18 protein-coding genes and 1 pseudogene are annotated in these 20,053 nt (G+C 43.8%); 17 read left to right on the forward strand and 2 right to left on the reverse strand.

Annotation, left to right across the window (positions count from 1 at the left end):
• Positions 1 to 65 precede the first annotated feature (65 nt).
• Positions 66 to 1,412, forward strand: a complete 1,347-nt coding sequence (locus LRC_RS01085) for a serine hydrolase (protein WP_014072812.1) — start codon at positions 66 to 68, stop codon at positions 1,410 to 1,412.
• Between the two features lie 825 nt (positions 1,413 to 2,237).
• Positions 2,238 to 5,654, forward strand: a complete 3,417-nt coding sequence (locus LRC_RS10345) for a YhgE/Pip domain-containing protein (RefSeq protein WP_014072814.1) — start codon at positions 2,238 to 2,240, stop codon at positions 5,652 to 5,654.
• 128 nt (positions 5,655 to 5,782) lie between these two features.
• On the opposite strand, the gene LRC_RS01095 is transcribed toward LRC_RS10345, so the two are convergent.
• A complete protein-coding gene (locus tag LRC_RS01095; RefSeq protein ID WP_014072815.1) occupies positions 5,783 to 6,610 on the reverse strand; it encodes a DegV family protein in 828 nt (275 codons plus the stop codon).
• A gap of 193 nt (positions 6,611 to 6,803) precedes the next feature.
• On the opposite strand from LRC_RS01095, the gene LRC_RS01100 reads away from it, so the two are divergent.
• From LRC_RS01100 to LRC_RS01130, 7 genes are all read left to right on the forward strand, one after another.
• Positions 6,804 to 7,325, forward strand: coding sequence for a DUF1836 domain-containing protein (locus LRC_RS01100; protein ID WP_014072816.1), 522 nt, complete (start codon positions 6,804 to 6,806; stop codon positions 7,323 to 7,325).
• 59 nt (positions 7,326 to 7,384) lie between these two features.
• The gene (locus LRC_RS01105; protein ID WP_014072817.1) at positions 7,385 to 7,642 is read left to right on the forward strand and encodes a hypothetical protein; all 258 of its coding nucleotides are present in this window, start codon (positions 7,385 to 7,387) and stop codon (positions 7,640 to 7,642) included.
• A gap of 8 nt (positions 7,643 to 7,650) precedes the next feature.
• On the forward strand, positions 7,651 to 9,027 hold the full coding sequence (locus tag LRC_RS01110; RefSeq protein WP_014072818.1) for a TrkH family potassium uptake protein: 1,377 nt from the start codon (positions 7,651 to 7,653) through the stop codon (positions 9,025 to 9,027).
• A 173-nt stretch (positions 9,028 to 9,200) separates the two neighbouring features.
• On the forward strand, positions 9,201 to 9,968 hold the full coding sequence (locus LRC_RS01115; protein ID WP_014072819.1) for an AzlC family ABC transporter permease: 768 nt from the start codon (positions 9,201 to 9,203) through the stop codon (positions 9,966 to 9,968).
• Between the two features lie 3 nt (positions 9,969 to 9,971).
• Entirely contained in the window at positions 9,972 to 10,313 is a 342-nt protein-coding gene (locus tag LRC_RS01120; protein WP_039122599.1) for an AzlD domain-containing protein, read from the forward strand.
• Positions 10,314 to 10,365: 52 nt separating this feature from the next.
• Positions 10,366 to 11,196 carry an alpha/beta hydrolase gene (locus tag LRC_RS01125; RefSeq protein WP_014072821.1) on the forward strand — a complete coding sequence of 277 codons (831 nt, stop codon included), beginning with the start codon at positions 10,366 to 10,368 and terminating at the stop codon, positions 11,194 to 11,196.
• A 33-nt stretch (positions 11,197 to 11,229) separates the two neighbouring features.
• The gene (locus LRC_RS01130) at positions 11,230 to 12,087 is read left to right on the forward strand and encodes a hypothetical protein (RefSeq protein WP_241531308.1); all 858 of its coding nucleotides are present in this window, start codon (positions 11,230 to 11,232) and stop codon (positions 12,085 to 12,087) included.
• Between the two features lie 598 nt (positions 12,088 to 12,685).
• Here LRC_RS01130 and LRC_RS01140 read toward each other — a convergent pair.
• The gene (locus tag LRC_RS01140) at positions 12,686 to 13,405 is read right to left on the reverse strand and encodes a GntR family transcriptional regulator (protein ID WP_014072824.1); all 720 of its coding nucleotides are present in this window, start codon (positions 13,403 to 13,405) and stop codon (positions 12,686 to 12,688) included.
• A gap of 226 nt (positions 13,406 to 13,631) precedes the next feature.
• Here LRC_RS01140 and LRC_RS11745 point away from each other — a divergent pair, with 226 nt between their 5' ends.
• From LRC_RS11745 to LRC_RS01175, 8 genes and pseudogenes are all read left to right on the forward strand, one after another.
• The gene (locus LRC_RS11745) at positions 13,632 to 13,757 is read left to right on the forward strand and encodes a hypothetical protein (protein WP_014072825.1); all 126 of its coding nucleotides are present in this window, start codon (positions 13,632 to 13,634) and stop codon (positions 13,755 to 13,757) included.
• A 193-nt stretch (positions 13,758 to 13,950) separates the two neighbouring features.
• Positions 13,951 to 14,112, forward strand: a complete 162-nt coding sequence (locus tag LRC_RS11750) for an acetylxylan esterase (protein WP_225354896.1) — start codon at positions 13,951 to 13,953, stop codon at positions 14,110 to 14,112.
• A 636-nt stretch (positions 14,113 to 14,748) separates the two neighbouring features.
• Positions 14,749 to 16,131, forward strand: coding sequence for a glycoside hydrolase family 1 protein (locus tag LRC_RS01150; protein WP_014072826.1), 1,383 nt, complete (start codon positions 14,749 to 14,751; stop codon positions 16,129 to 16,131).
• Positions 16,131 to 17,570 carry a PTS sugar transporter subunit IIC gene (locus LRC_RS01155; RefSeq protein ID WP_014072827.1) on the forward strand — a complete coding sequence of 480 codons (1,440 nt, stop codon included), beginning with the start codon at positions 16,131 to 16,133 and terminating at the stop codon, positions 17,568 to 17,570. Before LRC_RS01150 ends, LRC_RS01155 begins: the two co-directional genes overlap by 1 nt.
• 51 nt (positions 17,571 to 17,621) lie before the next feature.
• Positions 17,622 to 17,939 carry a PTS sugar transporter subunit IIB gene (locus LRC_RS01160; RefSeq protein WP_014072828.1) on the forward strand — a complete coding sequence of 106 codons (318 nt, stop codon included), beginning with the start codon at positions 17,622 to 17,624 and terminating at the stop codon, positions 17,937 to 17,939.
• 95 nt (positions 17,940 to 18,034) lie between these two features.
• The gene (locus LRC_RS01165; RefSeq protein WP_014072829.1) at positions 18,035 to 18,352 is read left to right on the forward strand and encodes a PTS sugar transporter subunit IIA; all 318 of its coding nucleotides are present in this window, start codon (positions 18,035 to 18,037) and stop codon (positions 18,350 to 18,352) included.
• A 352-nt stretch (positions 18,353 to 18,704) separates the two neighbouring features.
• Positions 18,705 to 18,968 (forward strand): annotated as a pseudogene (locus tag LRC_RS01170) (zinc ribbon domain-containing protein); the annotation flags it as partial.
• A 204-nt stretch (positions 18,969 to 19,172) separates the two neighbouring features.
• Entirely contained in the window at positions 19,173 to 20,051 is an 879-nt protein-coding gene (locus tag LRC_RS01175; protein ID WP_014072830.1) for an ROK family protein, read from the forward strand.
• The last annotated feature ends 2 nt before the right edge of the window (positions 20,052 to 20,053 follow it).

Consider the following 20,053-nt stretch of genomic DNA (forward strand, 5'->3'; position numbering starts at 1 on the left):
TATTGAATCCTTGGTTTTTTTTGGGTATTCTTAAATAGGAATTTATTAGAGGGGACTGCTTAGTAATGAAACTATTCAAATCATTGAAAAAAACAATGATCGCACTCATCGCAGGCGTAACCGTATCTACGGCTGCCGCAGCAGGCATCGGTGGCCTGTCTGTTCAAAAAGTATCTGCCGACTCTTTACCGCAACAAACAGATTCGAATTTGAATCTTGACGTCAAGGCCGCAATTGCCGTTGATGCCAAGACGGGGCAGATTCTCTACGCAAAGAATGCGGAACAAGCACTGCCGGTCGCATCAATGTCCAAGCTGATGACGGTCTATCTGGTTCTTCAAGCCATCAAAAACGGCAAGCTGAGCTGGAATCAAGAGATCTTGCCTGATGAGGCTTCGCAAAAAGTCAGTCAGGACACGCATCTTTCAAACGTTCCTTTGAAGGCTGACCATAAGTACACGGTAAAAGCACTGTATCAAGCAACATTGATCTACTCTGCCAACGGGGCCGCAATGGCTTTGGCAAATGCAGTGGGCGGAACGCATAAGAACTTTATCGACATGATGCGCAAGGAAGCCAAGAAGATGGGAATCAATGATGCTGAAATCTATACGGCTAACGGCTTGACGAACGATGAAGTCTTTGATGCCAAATATCCTGGTGCTTCAGACAATGCCGAAAACAAGTTTTCCGCAAAAGACATGGCAATCATCGGTCAGCGCTTGATTGAAGATTATCCTGAAGTTCTTGAGACGACCAGGATTGCACGGATGAAATTCAAAAACGGCACTGATGAGACAACGATGGAAAACTGGAACTGGATGCTTCCGGGACTGGCAAAGGCCTACTCTGAGCTTCCCGTTGATGGTCTTAAAACCGGCACGTCAGATTCAGCTGGTGCCTGCTTTACCGGAACGGTCAACAAGGACGGTCATCGTCTGATTACCGTTGTCTTGGGTGCCAAGCATGACAGTCAGGAAGACCTTTCCCGTTTCGTCGAAACGCAAAAGTTAATGTCGTATTGCTACAACAGCTATTCATATGAAACGATCAAAGCTGGCAAATCATTCAAAAATGCCGCTTCATTGCCTGTTTATCATGGCAAGGACCTGAAAGTTGCCGTTTCATCCAAAAATGACACCGATGTTTGGCTTAAGAGCAGCGTTTCATCAGCCAATCTTGTTGCCAAGCTCTCAGGCGACAAGAAGCTCTACAAGGATGGCGGCCTTGTTGCTCCTTTGAAGAAGGGCCAGACGGTCGGCGAACTTTCCGTCAAAGTCAAAGGTCAAGATCTTTACTATCTTGATGGCGCAACTTCAATCAAAATCAAGGCCAAGACCGATAAAGCAGTTGACAAGGCCAATATCTTCGTGATTGCATGGCGTGCAATCAAGGGTGTGTTTAACAGGTAAGGTTTGGAGCCGAACGCTCAGCCCCCGCGTATCCAAGTCGCACTTGCGACGGGTAAGCTCGTCTTGCCCGAGCAAGGGTGCTTGGGACAAGGGGGTTGTGAGGCGAAACCCGATTTAGACAAGGTGTGAAGACCAGCCGCTCAACAAGGCGGTAGATAAGGAGGGGCGCGAGTGATCAGCGCAAGCGCAGTCACGACGCGGCACGAACTTATCATGAGCCTTGTTGCTGGTCTGAACCTGATTATGAAGGTGTGGAGCCGAGCGGACATGAGCCCGTACGCAACTGAATAATGATTTTAAATCCGTGCCAGTGATGGAGCGGATTTTTTCTTATTCTGGGCGGCACGCCAAGACTTCACTCAAATTTACGGACAAAGCTGGATTTTTGGTCATTTTGTCCGTAATCGCCATTTTTCGAGCAGTCCAATTACGGACAAAGCGTCCATTTTCATCGATGTGTCCGTAAACAACAGTGATTCTGCCAAATCAAGCGGCATAAAACATCAATTGCGGCAATCTGCACTGTATTTTCTTGCCGGCACGGTTAAATCCAGATCCGCCCGAAGTCTGTGACCGCACGGCAGCGGACATCTTATAGAAGAACAATGGGTGAAACAATTTTAATCATGGTTAAGTACGAAAAACACTTAACCGATGCAATAAGTGGGATGGTATAAAAAACAAAAGAAAGCGTTATCAGAAACATATTGCAACGTTTGTCGCATACAATTATGTTGTTTTTCGTGGACATTGCGTGTATATTATGAAAGTGGATAATGATTATACTTGATCATAATTAATTAAGGGAGGCAGATAATTTTGAAGATGATTAAAGCAGAATTCGAGAACATCGCAAAGCACAAGATTTTGACTGCGACAATCTGTGCAATGATGATTATTCCGTTCTTGTATTCCGTATTCTTCTTAAAGTCGGTTTGGGATCCTTACGGCAATACCGGGCATCTTCCGGTTGCCGTTGTCAATAAGGATCAATCGGTCAAATTCCAAAGCAAGAATTTTGCAGTAGGTGATCAGTTGGTTGATCAGCTCAAGGAAAACGATGATCTTGGCTGGCATTTCGTTTCTGCAAAGAAAGCACAGTACGGATTGAGTCATAAGAAGTATTACATGGTAATTACGATTCCCGAAAACTTCTCGAAAAATGCAACGACCGTACTGAACAAGAAACCAAAGAAGATGGAACTTACTTATAAAACCAATGATTCCTTGAACTACATTGGTGAAGTTATTTCCAAACAAGGTGCGACTCAAGTCAATGCAAGAGTTAAGGAAAGCGTGTCTGAAGCATATGCCGATACGATGTTCAAGGTTATCAAGAAGGTCGGCGGCGGGTTCAAGACGGCCGCAAATGGTGCCAAGAAGCTTTCGGACGGTTCGAAGACATTGTCTGACGGACTCAATACTTATACTGCAGGAGTTGATACGGTCAACAAAGGCGTCATGACTCTCAATGCCGGTGTAGTTCCTTTGGGAAGCGGCGTTTTGCAATTGACGACAGGATCAAGCACGTTGAAAAAAGGAATCGACACTTATACTGCAGGCGTTGATACGGTCAATGGCGGCGTGCAGACGCTCAAGGGTTCAGTTCCTGCTTTGACGAGCGGCGTGGGTCAGCTTTATACGGGTTCGAACGCGTTGAAAAACGGGATCAATGCTTATACTGCAGGAGTTGATACGGTCAATGGCGGCGTGCAGACGCTCAAGGGTTCAGTTCCTGTTTTGAAGAGCGGCGTGAGTCAGCTTTATACCGGCTCAGGCACGTTGAAGGACGGAGTTGCGATCTATACCAAAGGAACCGATCAAGTTGCTGACGGAATAGCACAATTTAACAGCAACGTTCCGAAACTTACGGTTGGTGCAACGAAATTGGTTTCAGGAACCGGCAATCTGAAAAAAGGCGTTTCCGGTTATACGAAAGGTGCAAGTCAAATCAATGCCGGTTTGACGCAGCTCGATTCAAATTCCGCATTGCTCAACAAGAGCGTTGCCGGATTGAGCGAATTACCTCAAGGCGTCGCTGCGACATACGTTTTGAACAGCACGATCAATGCCGGTCTCAAGCAGATTGATACGAACGAATTGGACAGCATGGTTTCTTCAATGGCTGATGTTCAGTCGAAGAAGGAACAGATTGCAAAATTATCAGGAACTTTAGCAACGATCAAGGCAAACATCGGGACGCTTAATACCGAATTGGCAACCGCCAAGACCGGAATTGCAACGGTTAATAACGCCAAGACTGAATTCAACAAGGCAATGACGCAGTATTTGACCGAAATTGCCACGAATTCCCTTAAGTCAAATGCCAGCGCAACGACTGCACAGGCTGACATTGATAAAGTTTTGAACAGCGGCACTCTCAGCGAAGATCAAAAGAACGCTCTCAATGATGCCAAAACACAGATTTCAGCCATTCAAACGAACAACAACAATACGTTGCAAGCAGTCAACAATTTGAAGGCTGCAGCCCAAACGTTCAATACTACGACCGAAAAAGTTCTCAGCGGATTGAATAATCTGATGAGCAGCGTTGACAAGCTCAAGGGCGGCCTTGCTAGCGTTGACGGCACAATCGACACGGCAAACAAACTGTTGGCTGAAAGTGACGATTTGACAAATGCAGAGTCGCAGGCCAAAGTGAAGAAATTGTCTGCGGCAGTCAAGAGCCTGCAAGGCTTATCTGCTAATGCGGTTCAGATTTCGACGGCGGTCAACAGCGGCGTCAATACTGAAGAAGCCCTCAAAGATCTTGATCTGAACGCAATTTTTGCAGCCAGTGCGGATGAAGCCAAGGTTCAGCAGCTTGTTGCTTCTCAATCAGCCAAGATGGCTAAGCATTCACAGATTCCTGCACTGATTGAAGGCGTTGGAAATTACACGGCCGGCGTTTCTCAAGTTCTTGCCGGAAGCAACAAGCTTGTTGCCAACAACAACGAGCTTAATGACGGCGCAACAAAACTTGCAAACGGAGTTGACGGATTGGGTAAAAAGATTCCTGGACTTACGCAAGGAATCACGAATTTGTATAATGGTACTCAAATGCTTAAGAACAAATCAGCTGTGCTCAATTCAGGCGCAAGCCAAATCAATGCCGGTCTTGGCCATCTCAACGACAAAGTTCCGGCCCTTGCAAGCGGTGTAGATCAGCTTGCAGCTGGCACGTCGCAGCTTGCGGCCAACTCAGGCGCATTGCGTTCAGGCGCAGGTCAGCTTGCATCCGGTCTCGGCCAGCTCAACGGCAAAGTTCCGGCCCTTGCAAGCGGCGTAAATCAGCTTGCATCCGGCACGTCGCAGCTTGCGGCCAACTCAGGCGCATTGCGTTCAGGCGCAGGTCAGCTTGCAGCGGGACTTGGTCAGCTCAACAGCCAAGTACCGACATTGACTGACGGCGTTTTACAGCTTGCGGCCGGCACATCGAAACTTGCGGCCAACTCAGGCAAGCTTGACAAGGGCGCAACCGATGTTCATAAGGGCAACAAGAAACTTGCTTCTGCTCTTAAGGGCGGTGCAGATACCGTAACGAAGCTCAACCTCGGTTCAGCTAACGCAAGCATGTTTGCAAGCCCGACGAAGCTTAAAGAAAAGCATTACAGCTACGTTCCTAACTACGGCTATGCTCTGGCACCTTACATGCTGTCAGTTGCTTTGTTCGTCGGATGTCTCGTCTTCAATCTCGTTTATCCGATTCGTCGGATTTCAACGGAAGACGGCAGCGCAACGGAATGGTTCTTCAGCAAGGTTGCGGTCGGAGCGCTCATAGCTACGGGCAATGCTTTGGTTGAAACGCTCTTGATGATGGCTTGCGGGCTTCATCCGGACCATCCGGTTCAGATGATCGTGAACGCCGTTTCGTTCTCGTTCACGTCCATGTTCCTGATTATGTTCATGGCAATGGCATTCGGCAACCCTGGTCGCTTCATCTCGATGATCTTGCTGGTTATCCAGCTCGGATCTTGCGGCGGTTCGTTCCCAATCGAAATCACTCGCGGAATGAACGGTTTCTTCCAGGCAATCAACCCATACTTGCCGATGACGTACTCTGTTTACGGATTCCGTGAAGCATTGACGTCAGGACTTGGAGCAAATCAGGTCTTGCATTCGGTTCTGATTCAGCTGATATTCATTGCAACGTTCCTCATCTTGTTGTACGTTACGATGCGCATCATCCGTCCGGAACAAGAATTCCATGAAGAAATGGAATCAGAATATCCAGGCAACTAAACAGTTGTAAATGACTGACTTCAAAAAGGAGCCGGGAATCATTCCCGGCTCCTTTTTTGTGTCTGTATAATGTCTTTTGATTCGTCAAAATGCAGTGCAGCTTCAGTGCTCTGCATTTTTAATCAGAATCATGCTTCGTATCCGACCATCAAGCCGCCTTTTTGGGCATAGTAGGTGCAAAGGCCACGTGCATTTCTGATTTCGACAGAGGCTTCAGGGTGCTTGTCAAGAATGGTCTGTTTCAGGTTGTTTGCTCCTTCTTCATTCAAAATATGCGCAATGATGACGCGCCCGTTGGAAAAACCGTGTTCTTCCATGTCTTTAATTAAATAAGAGATGGTTTTTTTGGCACCGCGAGCTTTTCCGATCGGCGTGAGCTTGCCGTCTTCCGGACGACCGATGATGCGGATTTTGAGCATTTTGGCGACTTTGGCCACTGCCGGACTGATGCGCCCGTTTTTGGCCAGATTATCGAGCGATTCAAGCGCAAAGTTCAGGTGCGTTTTTTCTTTGTATGCATTGATTTTTGCGCAGATTTCGTCAAAATTCAGACCGGCATCGATTAATTCTTTCAGCTTGTCGATGATAAGTTCCATCTCGGGTCCGGCTGAAAGCGAATCGATGACGTGAATCTTTGTTTTTGGATGGTCTTCGCGATACAGGCTTGCTGCTTGAACGGCAGAATTGTAGCTTCCGGAAAGAACGCTCGTAATCGTGATTACATAGATTTCATCAGCTCCTTCGAAGGCTTTTTGCCATTGCGCAATGCTTGGGCATGCCGTTGAAGTTTTTCCGTCATTTTGATGAAGCGCTTCAATAAATTCGTTGACTGAAAGCGAGGCATCATCTTGATAATCCGTGCCGTCGACATGAATCGTCAACGGAATATTTTCAAATGATGCGTCATCTAAATGCAAAACGTTTGCGCCTGAATCAGAAATAATTTTTTTAATCATAATTTTTAAGTCCTTTTTTAGAATTATATTCTTCATCATCGGTTTTCTAAAAACCCGTTAACTGTATCTAGAGTATAGACTTAAATCGACTGCTTGTAAAGAGTTTTGCAAAAACCGCTGTTAGAGTTTTGTTGACCTTAAGACGCGCTATCGGTATAATTGCTTGAAAGGCGGTTGAGAGGGGAATTGGAACATGACTGACGATAATAAAAAAGCACTCGTGCCATCGATTGAAGGATTTAAAATGCCGACGTTCGATCAGATTCCGAATGTCGGACTTTATTTGGAGCAGGCGACGACGTTTTTGAACGAATATCTTGAACCCTTGGACGGAACTCAATTGACGAGTTCGATGATCAGCAATTACGTCAAAAAGCATCTGATTGAAAGTCCAATCAAAAAGCAGTATTCGCGCGAACAGCTTGCGTACCTGTTTTTTATCGCAATTTCAAAGACGGTTCTGCCGCTTGCAGATCTCAAGGTTTTAGTCGAGATTCAGCGCAAGACTTATACTACCAGAAGAGCATACGAATATTTCACGGAAGAGCTCGACAATGCGCTGGAATATGTCTTTGGAACGCAGGAAACGCTCAAGAAAATCGGCCGGGACAAGACTGAAGAAAAGAGGATGCTTGACAATATCATCATGACGGCGGCACATAAGATCTATCTTGAAAAATACTTTGCACTGTTTCATGAGCAAATCGATGGTTAGCAAAATTTGTTTTTTTTGCGGTATAATGAGGTAAGAGAAAGCAAAGGGGGATTCTTTCGATGGAACAATCCGAAAAACGCGAGCAAAAGGCTCGTGAAGAAAAAGAGATTGAAGTTTCAAGTATCGGAAAAGCATTTGTCAAGGGAACGCACGTTGAATTCACGTATCATCGCCATCGCTTTACCGGTGTAATCGAAAAGCAATTGAGAAATTCTGCGATTCTTAATTTCGACCCTGAATTTGACCATACGAATACGGCAATTGATCTCAAACAAAAAATTGTCATCAGTTACCAGAAAATGAAAGCAATCGAGTGAGGAAGTAGATGATTCATAAGCTAAAGGAGCTTTATCGCGGGGCAACGCCGATTCAGTCCTTGGTGACGTATTACGCTTTGGCGACCGTAGCTGCCTTTATTTTGCTAAGCTTGCCATGTTTTAAGAATCCAGGGGCGAAAATTTCGTTTTTGGATACCCTGTTCATGGCCGTTTCGACCATCAGCGTGACCGGTTTAACGACGTTTCCGATTGAGCAGGTGTACAATCAGGGTGGCGTCGTTTTGTTGGAATTTTTGTTTCAGGTCGGAGGATTCGGCATTACGATGCTGTCAACCGTTGCCTTGGTGATTGCCGGCAAAAGGATCAGTCTGCACCAAAGGCAGCTGATTCAGTTTGACATGAATCAGCCCAGATTAAGCGGCATGGTTCGCCTCGTAACATCGGTTTTCGGCCTGATGATTTTCGTTCAGATCGTTTTTGGCGTCATTTTTGCGGCTTATTTTAAGGCAACGGGCGTTTGGACGACTTGGCCCACCGCATTTTTCCACGGAATTTACGTCTCGGTCAGTTCGGTCACGAATGCCGGTTTTGATGTGACGGGAAATTCGATCATCCCGTTCAGGCACCATTACGGCTTTTTGTTTATCGTGATGATTCTGATCATCATCGGAAGCATTGGCTACCCGGTTTTGATTGAGTGCGAAAACTGGGCTTTTTACAAATTCAGCAGGCAGACGACGAAGCGCAAATTCCGTTTTTCGCTGTTTGCAAAAATGGCGGTCTTTTTTGCGGTCTTCTTTTTCATCGTCGGCACGATTCTGATTTATTTTTCGGAAATGCGCGGAACGCTGTCTCGCCAAGACTGGTTCGACAAATTGATGACGGCGATGTTTTACAGTGTTTCCTCGCGAAATGCAGGGCTTCAGATCAACGATATGGCCGAATTCAACACGACGACGATTTTGATTTTGGCGATCCTGATGTTTATCGGCGCAAGCCCAAGCTCAGTTGGCGGCGGCGTTCGAACGACAACCGTCGGAATTTTTATTCTCTATATGTTCTCATTCATTCGCGGACACAACAGTATCAATGTTTTCAATCGCCGCATCGGAAGAGACGACGTTCAAAAGGCAATCGTTGTAGTCGGCTTGTCGACTGTTTTGTGCGTGGGGGCGATTTTGATTTTATCAATTACGGAGGATGCATCGCTTCTTTCGATCGTATTCGAAGTCGCATCGGCATTCGGAACCACGGGGCTTTCGCTTGGAATCACAAGCAGTTTGACTCTTGTCGGTAAAATCGTCATCATGGTTTTGATGTTTGTCGGTCGAATCGGGATGCTTTATACTTTATTGTTCTTCATTCCAAAACGCAATCGCGATCTGAGCTATGAACTTCCGACAGAAAAGATCATTATCGGGTAATTGTTCTTTTTTTTAATGTTAGATTTGGGTTAAACCTCTATTTTCGATTTCGAATGAATAACATATTATGTTATAATCGATTTTGCGAGGTTTTTAAATTTGTGTAAATTTACACGATTTATACATGATGTACAGTTAGATCTATTATTTCTATGATTTGATGGAGGATTACCTTGGAAAAAGAACAACCACGTTGGGCAGAGGTCTTTCAGATTTCGATGCCTTTATGTTTGAGTTACATCCCGATCGGTGTTGCCTGTGGCATTTTGCTTAATGCTGCGGGTTTCAATCCCTTGATGACAGGTCTGGTTTCATTGCTTGTTTTTTCGGGCGGTGCTCAATTCATGATCGCATCGATGCTGACTGTCAATGCCCCAATGCATACAATTCTTGTTATGCTGTTCTTCCTTGAACTGCGCTATGCCTTGTTAGGATCAAGCTTGTCGCAGTATGTTCGTGGAACGAGCAAAAAGTTTCTGTATTTCTTCGCCGTTTCTCTTAATGATGAAAATTATGCGGTTAATTATCTTAAATTTGCCACTGATAAGGAATGGACTCCAAAAGACGCCTTGATGGTCGAGCACTACTCGCTACTCTTTTGGACGCTTTCAAACCTCGTTGGCAGTTTGATCGGCAACGTGATTACGATTGATCTTGCAATCGTCGACTACGCCTTGACTGCTTTGTTCCTTTATATGATCATGATGCAAATTAAGAATAAGCTGACCATTTTGGTCAGTTTCTTCTCAGCCGTTCTTGCGATCATCTCGATGACGATTTTGAAGAGTACGATGGGTCTTGTCGTTGCAACGCTGATTGCTTCGCTCGCTGGATTCATCATCGAAGACACTTTGGTGAAGAAGGGCAAGGAGAAAGGTTTTTGGCTCAAGCGAATCAAGCCAAAAGCGAGTCGCAAAGTCATTAGCAAGTCAGGAGAGTAGCGTATGAATATGTCAACGATGGATCATTTCATTTTGATCCTTTTATCAATGCTGGTTGCTTTCGGGCCGCGTTTTATCCCGTTGCGTATCTTTTCAACACGTGAGATTCCAAAGTGGTTCAATGAATGGATGAAATATGTCCCGGTTTCGCTTTTTACGGCTTTGGTCGTAAAGGACGTTTTCATGAATACGAAAACATACACGTTCGTCGGATGCGATTATATGGCAAAGATTCTTGCTTCCGTGCTGGTTGCGATCGTTGCCTATCGCTCACGTTCAATGGGCCTTTCCGTTGTGCTGGGCCTTGTCGCCGTTGCATTGCTGGCAATGGCATTTCCAATTTGAAAGATTAATTTGGCTGGGATTATCCCGGCTTTTTTACTGAAGAGGACTTAAAATGAGATATTTCGAACATAACCTGAAAACACCGCTGACAAGTGATGCTCGGCTGATCTGCTATATTCCGGACAATTCTGAAGAGATTGAACCGCATCGCAAAAGAAGGGCGATTATTATCTGTCCTGGCGGATCATACGCGAAAACGTCGGATCGCGAAGCAGAGCCGATTGCACTGGAACTTTTATCGATGGACTGTGCGGTGTGCATTCTGCGATACAGTTGTGCTCCCAGGAGATTTCCTAAAGCTTTGTGCGAACTTGCGCAAAGCGTTTTATTTCTCAAGGAAAATGCAGAGCGGTTCAACATTGATGAGGGAAAAATTTTGGTAATGGGTTTTTCTGCAGGCGGACATTTGGCAGCTTGTCTTGGAATCATCCCCGATGAGCTTGAAAAGCTTGGCTATGATGAGAAGTTGATTCGCCCGGCAGGGATGATCTTATGCTACCCGGTGATAACGTCAGGCAGATATTGGCACCAAGGCTCGTTTGAAAACCTTTTGGGAGATGAGCTGATGGAACGAAGCTCTGCATTTTCACTTGAAAAAATAGTGAATGATAAAACGCCAAAAGCGTTTATCTGGCAGACTTTTGCCGACAGAACCGTTCCCGTTCAGAACAGTCTGCTTTTAGCTGAAGCTTTGAGCGAAAACGCAATTCCTTTTGAACTTCACGTTTACCCGAAAGGAAGGCATGGTTTGGGACTCGGAACAAAAATCAGCGCAAAAAATGAAACTTATGTCGAAAAAGACGTTCAAAGCTGGGTTTTTCTCTTGAAAAGATGGCTTGAGGACAATTTTCCCAACACGTCAATCTTTAATCAGAACGGTTAAACATGGTATAATGTGAAGTAAGTTGTAAAAGAGGTGAGGCTATTGAAAAGATGGGCATGGTGGACGATTGTCGGTATCGTGTTGGCCTTTTTTTTCGTCGGGTACGGCTATACCAGGAAGGCAGAAACGCAAAAATATTATAATCAAGCGATTGAGGCCGGCAAGCAAAGCATTCGTGACGGCAACTATGATGCTGCCAAGCTTTCATATCGGGATGCTTTGAAGAAGAAGCCAAACGATGATTTTGCAACGACCGTTGTCGATCAGCTGACTGATTACCAACGGGGGATGAAGGATATGAACAACGGCAAGTATGCTGACGCCTGTCAAAAGTTTCAGTGCGTTGCTAACGTTGATTCCGGCTCATCTCTTCTCGTTCAGCGGTCATCTGGGCTTGCAACGGAGCTCAAGGAAGTCATCAAGGAAAGAAAGATTTTCCTGAAAGCTTACAAGAAAGCCAAAACGCTTTCGGAAAACTATGAATATACTGCTTCCAACACGAAACTTGCGGTAATTCTTGGTTATGGCAGTATTAATGAAAGCTATTATCGCGACGTCTATAATAATGCCAGAAAATTGAAAGAATACAACGATCGCATCCTTCGTTCGCTTGGCTATACCGTCGATGACGATTCGACCGATGCGAACAAGACCAGGTCGCAAAAGTATTCAAAAAATACCAAACAAGACGTCTTCAGCGGTATTTCTGATTCTGCTGCCTCCGCAGCCGAAAGCAAGATGACTGATGCTCAGGTGAAACAAGCCCGCAAAGATTTGAAAGCACAAGGCCTCAACGAAAAGGCCTTTACGGATGAGCAGGTTCGTCAGGTTATCCTGCGTGCCAAGCACGAAGGAAAGTCAGTCAAGCAGGTGGCGGACGAATTTAAATAAAGATTATGATGATGACGCAGCGGCAAATCGGCCCTGCGTTTTTTGGCATTTTTGGGAAAAGGTGGATGAAGTCTCTTTTCGTGGGAAATGCAGTGCTGTTGGTAACACTGTTTGGAAGAGTTTTTGATTTGACGTAATCTTTGTAGCATCTCTGATAATTACGGGCAAACTTGGGTGCGCGGACCTGGAAGTAGACAAAAACTGGGGGAAATGTCTGATTTTTGTCTACCTCCGGCTTCAAAATCGACTCGCGTGACCTCGAAAGTAGAACAAAATCCTCCAAAATCGGAAAAATGTTCTATTCGGGTACCTTCGCCAAAGCAGTGTGATCTCAGATTACAAGCAAATTCCAAAATCAACGTTTTGCCCGTAACCGAGGTCAGGTGCAGCGCTTGAGCAATTGCCGCGCAGCACTGCATTTGGCAAAATCACTGCCGTTTACGGACACATCAGTATGAAAATGACGCTTTGTCCGTAAAATTTGAGTGAAATCTTGGCGTGCCGCCCAGAATAAAAAAATCCGCGCCATCACTGGCACGGATTTAAAATCATCATTCAGTTGAGTACGGGGTCATGACCGCTCGCTTCCACACCTTGCTTAAAAATTATTCACATTCAAAGCCGTATAGCTGCGAAGGTTGCCTGGATTGCGGCTTGTTGAATATTCGATCATCTTGCCGTTCGACAGCCAAACAAGCTGTTCAACTTCAAGAATCGGGCTGCCTTCTTCGACTTCAAGATATTTAATGTCATCACCGCTTGCGCCGAATGCTGAGAATTTGCGGAAGGCACCGCCAAATTTCAGGCCAAGAGTTTCATTAATGTATGTGTAAATTGAAGTATCGACATGTTCTCTTTCCAAATCAGGGACAAGTCGAACAGGCATGTAAGTATGTTCCAAGACGGTCGGCTTGCCATCTACAATCCTGAGACGAGTAATGTTGTAGACGGGGTCGATATGCTTGATGCTCAAATTCTTTTGAATGCGTTCATCTGGAAGTTCGACGTCAAAGGAAATGACTTTGCTTTGGATATGTTCTTCGCCAAAATGGTGGAATGCTCCGCCGAAGTCGTTGACTGAAACGTCATGCGGAGTGATGAACGGAATCTTTCCGCGGACATAGGTGCCAAGACCGGACTGCTTGTAAATCAAACCTTCGGCAGCAAGACCGTCCAAAGCTTTCTTAACGGTTAAGCGATTAACGTGGAACTCTTGTGCGAGTGCATTTTGATCTGGAATAAGTTCGTCGATTTTATATGTGCCGTTTTCAATGCGTTCACGAATTGCATTAGCGACAACTTGGTATTTTGTAGACATTAAAAAGCATCCTTTCCAAAGGGAATAAGTTTATCATATAAATCTCCTTTATTTATCTTGTATTATGCAACAGTATAACAAAAAAAGCAAATGATGTATTTTACGTGTATCATTTACTATAGATGTCATCTGATCAAATTTTTAGATAAATTATTAATTGCGAATGCGCATGATCCTGGAATAATGTAAAACGACAAGATTCAAGCGACCGATTATCACGGCTAAAATGATGCATGTCACGAAAGACATTGAAATCAAAGGCTTTTTGCAAACAGTCAGGCATGAGATGATCGGCAGATTTTTTGACCGTGCTGCATTTGACAAATTCAGAGCAATCGTCATCAACAAATAGCTGATGTAGAAAGCTAAAAGTAATGTTGAGACAATTTCAAAAAATGTATCATGAAGCCCCATGTTTGATTTTTAGATAACATAAATATAAAAGCATAAAGGCTGACAAAAAAATAACTTTTTTATGAGGGATACTTCGTTTCTCTTTTAAAGGTCAGGCAATTGCTGCCATTTTTATCAAATCAGCTGACGATTTGACTGATTACAGAGCAGCATATGGAGCAGGATGTGATGTCCGTGCCGTTGATGAACTCGGATATTGGTTCAGATATCACGATTCGCTTCGCAAAAATGAAAACGAGTTTTTCAGATTGCTTGATTACGTCGACGTCAAGCATCAGGCCGAGAAGTCGTAATGGTCATTGGCCCCCAAGACACGGTCGTATTTTCCAAAAAGCAGATGGCAGCGTTCAATCGGAACAATTCCAAAGAAGCTGTTGGTTTTGTCAGAGTACGGACGTGAGCATCGCCCGAAAAGTTCCGATGAATTGCGGGAATTTTTTGAATTCTGCAAATAGCATTAAAACCTTGAGCAATGATCTTCTTTGAGACGGAAATTCAGACAAAAGTACACGTCATGACGAATGTTCTAGTTTTAGCACATGACATTTTTTGGAAGAATTAAAATATTTTTGATAACGTTAAATCATAAAAGCTAAATTATGCGCATAATGTGGCTAAAGCAATGGTGTAAGCGATAATAACGGGCGGGTCTTCAAATGCTTATTCTTAATTTTTTTAACTTATTTTAGAGACTTGAGGAGAGCGAAAAGTAAAAAAACAGAAAAATTTTTAAAGAGATTTATAAAAGTTAATTTCTTGACAACATTGGTATTGTAACGTTAATTTAGAACTAATGGAGTTACAAATCACAAAAATGTACACACATTAAGCTGATAAGTATTGACTAAAATCATGAAAGCGGTTATACTAAATACTGTTGAAAGGGTTAAACGGTTACATCAAAAAATCAAGATTGAGGAGGAGATTTAATGCAAACGAACCGTAAAATGCCACAAGGGTTCTTCTGGGGCAACTCAGTTTCAAGTATGCAGACAGAAGGCGCTTGGAACATTGGCGGCAAAGGATTATCCGTTTATGACGTTCGGCCTGCAGACGAAAATAGTTCAGACTGGCACGTAGCGATTGATGAATATCATCGTTACGAAGAAGACTTGGACTTGATGGCTGAGATGAATATGAACATGTATCGTATTCAGATTTCCTGGTCACGCGTCAATCCGCAGGGTGACGGCGAGTTTAACGAAGAAGGGATTGCGTTTTACGATCGATTGGTCGATGCAATGCTGGAACGCGGAATCGAGCCGATGATTTGTCTTTACCACTTTGACATGCCGCTCAACTTGGCAAAAAACGGTAATGGTTTCATGTCAAGGCATGTCGTTGATGCTTTTGTTCGTTATGGCAAGAAGATGATTGAACATTTCAGCGATCGCGTCAAATATTGGATTACGTTTAATGAGCATAATCTTTACTTCGGTGATGGAGCATTTCTTTTTGCAGGATGCGAAAATGTCGAAAAGTCATTGGACAACCTCTATAAGATTTTTCATCATACGATGTTGGCGCACGCTGAATTGGATGCTTTCGTCCATGAAAACTACGATGACGTTAAGTTTGGCGGAATGCTGGCCTACACACCTGTATATCCAGCTGCTTCTCGTCCGAAAGACGTGTTCTTAGCTGACAGGGCAACGGAATTTTTAATTTATAATTTGTGTGATTTATTTGCAAATGGCCATTATTCTTTGGCAGTAGAACACTTTATCAAGGAAAACAAACTTGACATGGACTTTTTGGAAAGCGATCGTGAAATTTTGTCCAAGATGAAAGCTGACTTCTTGGCATTCAGCTATTATCGCACGGACGTTCTCGACTCGACGAAGGTTCCGGACGGAACTGCTCCAAACCGTTATTTGAATTTCGGGTACGTCGAAAATGAGTACCTTGAAGCAAATGAATGGGGATGGCAGATCGATCCTTTAGGTTTCAGAGAAGCAATCGATACTCTGTATTTCAGATATCAGCTTCCGATTTTTCCTATCGAAAACGGAATCGGAATTCGCGAGCAATGGGATGGCGAACATGAGATTCAAGATGATAAGAGAATCGAATATCATCGTGATCACATCAAAGCGATGAAAGACGCAATGTTTGAAGACGGCGCTAAAGTCATAGGATATCTTGGGTGGGGCCTGATCGACATTCCGAGTTCCCATGGAGACATGGAAAAACGTTACGGTGCCGTTTATGTTAACCGTTCAAATCATGATCTTAAAGATTTGAGACGCATACCGAAAAAATCCTTTCACTGGTTTAAAAAGATATTTAAAGATAATGGAGATGAGTTATAATGGCTGAAAAGAAATCATCAGTAGGCACGTTTGTTAACGAAAAAATTCTGCCCTCTGTAATGAAGTTCGTTAATACGAAAGCTGTTGTTGCATTGAAGGATGGTATGGTTTACGCCTTGCCGTTCATCATCATTGGTTCTGTATTCCTGATCTTGAAATCGTTTCCTGTTCCTGCGGTTTCAACATTCTTTGATAACATTGGTTGGTCGGTTTTCTTCAACCAAGCATATCAAACGACATTTGCTATTATTTCAATTTGGACGGCAGTTGGTATTGCTTACGTCTATGCTAAGAATGAAAAACTCGAACCGCTTCCTGTTGGTTTGACATCACTTTCAGTCTTCTTCCTTTTGCAAAAGCTCCAAGTGGATGCTCCGCTTGTCGGCGCAATGGCAAAGGGCGGCTCCGGCATTACGGATGCTGCTGGCAAGACGCTTTACACGAGCTCACAATTGGCACATCAAATTTCACAATTGCCTGATGCGATTCAAACATATTTGAAGTCACCTGTTACAAACGTTATCAACATGACATGGCTTGGCGGCCAGGGCATGATCGCAGCTATCCTTTGCGGTCTCCTGGTTGGTTGGACATATACGTTGATGGCTAAGGCTGGTTGGGAAATCAAGCTTCCGGAACAAGTTCCTGCAAACGTTGCAAACCAATTCTCAGCTATGATTCCTTCTGGCGTAATCATCACTGTTGCTATGGTTGTCTATGCAATCTTCGACAAGGCTCTTAACACGGATCTTTTGAACTGGATCTACAAGACCTTGCAAATTCCTTTGCAAGGTTTGTCAGACTCCCTTGGCGGTGGTATCATTCTTGCCTTCATGGTTGTATTCTTCTGGTTCTTTGGTGTTCACGGCGGCCTTATCATGGGTGGTATCGGCGGTGCCTTCCTTCTTCCGAACTCTGCCGACAACGCTCGCTTGCTTGCTGAAGGCAAGTTGTCTCTTGCAAACGGTGCACATATCGTTACAAATGAATTCTACAACAACTTCATTAATTTGACGGGTTCTGGCATTACGATTGGTTTGGTTATCTTTACTTTAGTTGGTGCTAAGTCAGTCCAATTCAAGTCAATTGGTAAAGTTGAACTTGTTCCTGCTCTTTTCAACATCAACGAACCGTTCTTGTTCGGTCTCCCATTGGTTATGAACCCATGGTTGGCAATTCCGTTCTTCTTGACACCGGTTGTTGTTGCTTTGTCAACATACTTTGTAATCAAGTTCGGCATCGTTCCTCCGACAGGCGTTGCTGCTCCTTGGACAACGCCGGCTGTTATCTCCGGCTTCTTCATCGGTGGTTGGAAGATGGCATTGTGGCAAGCATGCGTTCTTGCAATTTCAACTGCTATCTACTGGCCATTTGCTGTTAAGTATGACAAGTACTTGAAGGAACAAGAAGATGCAAATGCTGTAAAGGATGCTCAATAATTAAGAAAAATTTAGTTAGTAATTTATTAATAAAGAAAAGGATAGATTAAAATGGCAGATAAAGTTATTATGCTTGCCTGCTCAGCAGGCATGTCAACGTCGCTTTTGGTTTCAAAAATGCAGGCAGCAGCTAAAGAACAAGGCAAAGATTACGAAATTTTCGCAAAGTCAGTTGCTGATATTGATCATCAATTCGAAGTTGAAAAGCCAGATATTTTGATGCTTGGACCGCAAGTTGCCTACATGAAGGCCGATATTCAAAGAAAATGCGATGATGCAGGCGTTCCTATGGAAGTTATCAACATGACGGATTATGGCATGATGAACGGTAAGAACGTTCTTGCAGAAGCAGAAAAGATCATGGGTTAGTCCTGAGGCTGTAAGTGCTTGATTAAATATTGAGAATAATGCGGAACCGCACATTTTGTGCGGCTCTGTATTTTATCCAGGAGGTATTGTTGATAATGGATGACGAAAAAAGAATGCAGGTTGTAATGGGAATCATTATGGCTGGCGGAAATGCAAAGGCGCATGCAGTAGAAGCAATTACTGCTGCTAAGAAAGGCGACTTTACAGAAGCTGAAAAGAAACTTGAAGAAGCCAACCAAGCTATTGTAGACGCACACAATACGCAGACTGAAATGTTGACGGCTGAAGCTCGTGGCGAACATACGCCAATCGATCTGTATATGGTTCATGCGCAAGATCATTTGATGACAGGCATTACGTTTGTCGATCTTGCCAAGGAAATTGTTGAAGTCTATAAGAAGATTATTGATTAATCTGATTTTTGACGACGACATGTTTGCTGATGACTGCAGTTCGGAAGATGTCGTGTGATGACAAGAGGCGAGGAGTTGATATTCCTGGCCTCTTTTGTCGTTATTGCGCAAAAAATCCGGTAATTGACATAACATTTTTTAATGAAATAAAAGAATATACAACTGCTGTTATATGTATTGACTATATTCGGATTGAGGAGTATACTGTAGACGTTGGATTAAAGCGTTTACTATCTTATGCTGATTAAGATACAGGGAGCAACCTAACTGTTAATTAATTTGTAGAAAAAGACAGAATTGCATGGGATTATATAGCAAAAAAGCAAACCGATGATCCTTTGACAGGTGGTGAAAGCGGTTGTTGTTCGGCTGTTTCAGACATGTTTTAGCTTATAAATGCCAATGGGATGGCAAGGAATTATTTTTAGCCGACAAATTCTATCCAAGCATGCAACGGTGTTCTCGATGCGGATTCGTCAGGAAAGGTGACGACAAAATCGGTCTTGACGGCAGCATGAAACATAAAACCAAGCATAACGAATACGTTTGTTATGAATGCGGTGCTGTCATGGGCAGAGATGAAAATGCGGTCATGAATTTAATGATTTTGATATAAAGAAAAATAAAAAAGGGGCGGGCTACACCCTTAAGCTGCAAGAGCCGGTCAATGTCATTACCCTCACGTTAGGATATGGGAATACCAGCGTTGACGGCAACAAATAAAATTAGGAAAGGAAAAGCTATATTCTTTCTGAATAATACGGGAAAAAGTTTTACAATTCCATATTATTCTATATTTTATATAGCAGGTTAAACAACAATGAGAGATTTAGCAGTTATTGATATCGGAGGAACGACGATCAAATTTGCAGCATGGAAAAATAACGAATTGATGGATGTCCATGCGGTAGATACGCCGAAATCGCTTGACGAATTTTATGAAATTCTTGAGCATGAAACAAATGATTTCAAGAAAAAATACGACGTAAAAGGCGTTGCGATCAGTGCCCCCGGGGCAGTCAATAAGAAAACCGGCGTTATTGAAGGTGCAAGCGCATTGCCATATATTCATAACTTTAATATTGAACAAGAGTTGGAAAGACGTTTCCAGCTTCCCGTTTCAATCGAAAATGATGCTAACTGTGCGGCTTTGGCAGAAGTGGCAGAAGGTGCCGGGCGTGATTGTCAAAATATGATCTTTATCATTATCGGCACGGGCGTTGGTGGTTCAGTAATCGTGAATCGTAAAGTTTGGCACGGTACGCATCTTTTTGGCGGTGAAATCGGCTATATGGTCGCAACCCCAACGCTGCTGACTATTAGTCAAGCTGCTTCTCCTGTAAGCATGGCCAAACGCTATAATGAAGAAACCGGCAAAAACGTCGATGGCAAGACCGTTTTCGATCTTGCGGATCAGGGGGATGAAGCTGCCAAGTTTCAAGTAGACCAGATGGCAGAAACTTTAGGCATTGCAATTTTTAATTTGCAGCACAGTTTTGATCCTGAAAAGTTCATTTTGGGCGGGGCGGTTTCTAATAATCCTAAGCTCGTTCCGCTTTTAAACGAAGCAGTCGAAAAGATCAGGAACAGGTCTGACGTTGCAACGATCAAGCCTGTCATCGAAACGTGCGCTTATCGCGGCAACGCCAACTTGTACGGAGCCGTTGTCGATTTCGAACAAACTTATCCTGAAGACTGACA

Origin of the sequence: Ligilactobacillus ruminis ATCC 27782 (assembly GCF_000224985.1) — a bacterium.
Taxonomy (GTDB): Bacteria; Bacillota; Bacilli; order Lactobacillales; family Lactobacillaceae; genus Ligilactobacillus; species Ligilactobacillus ruminis.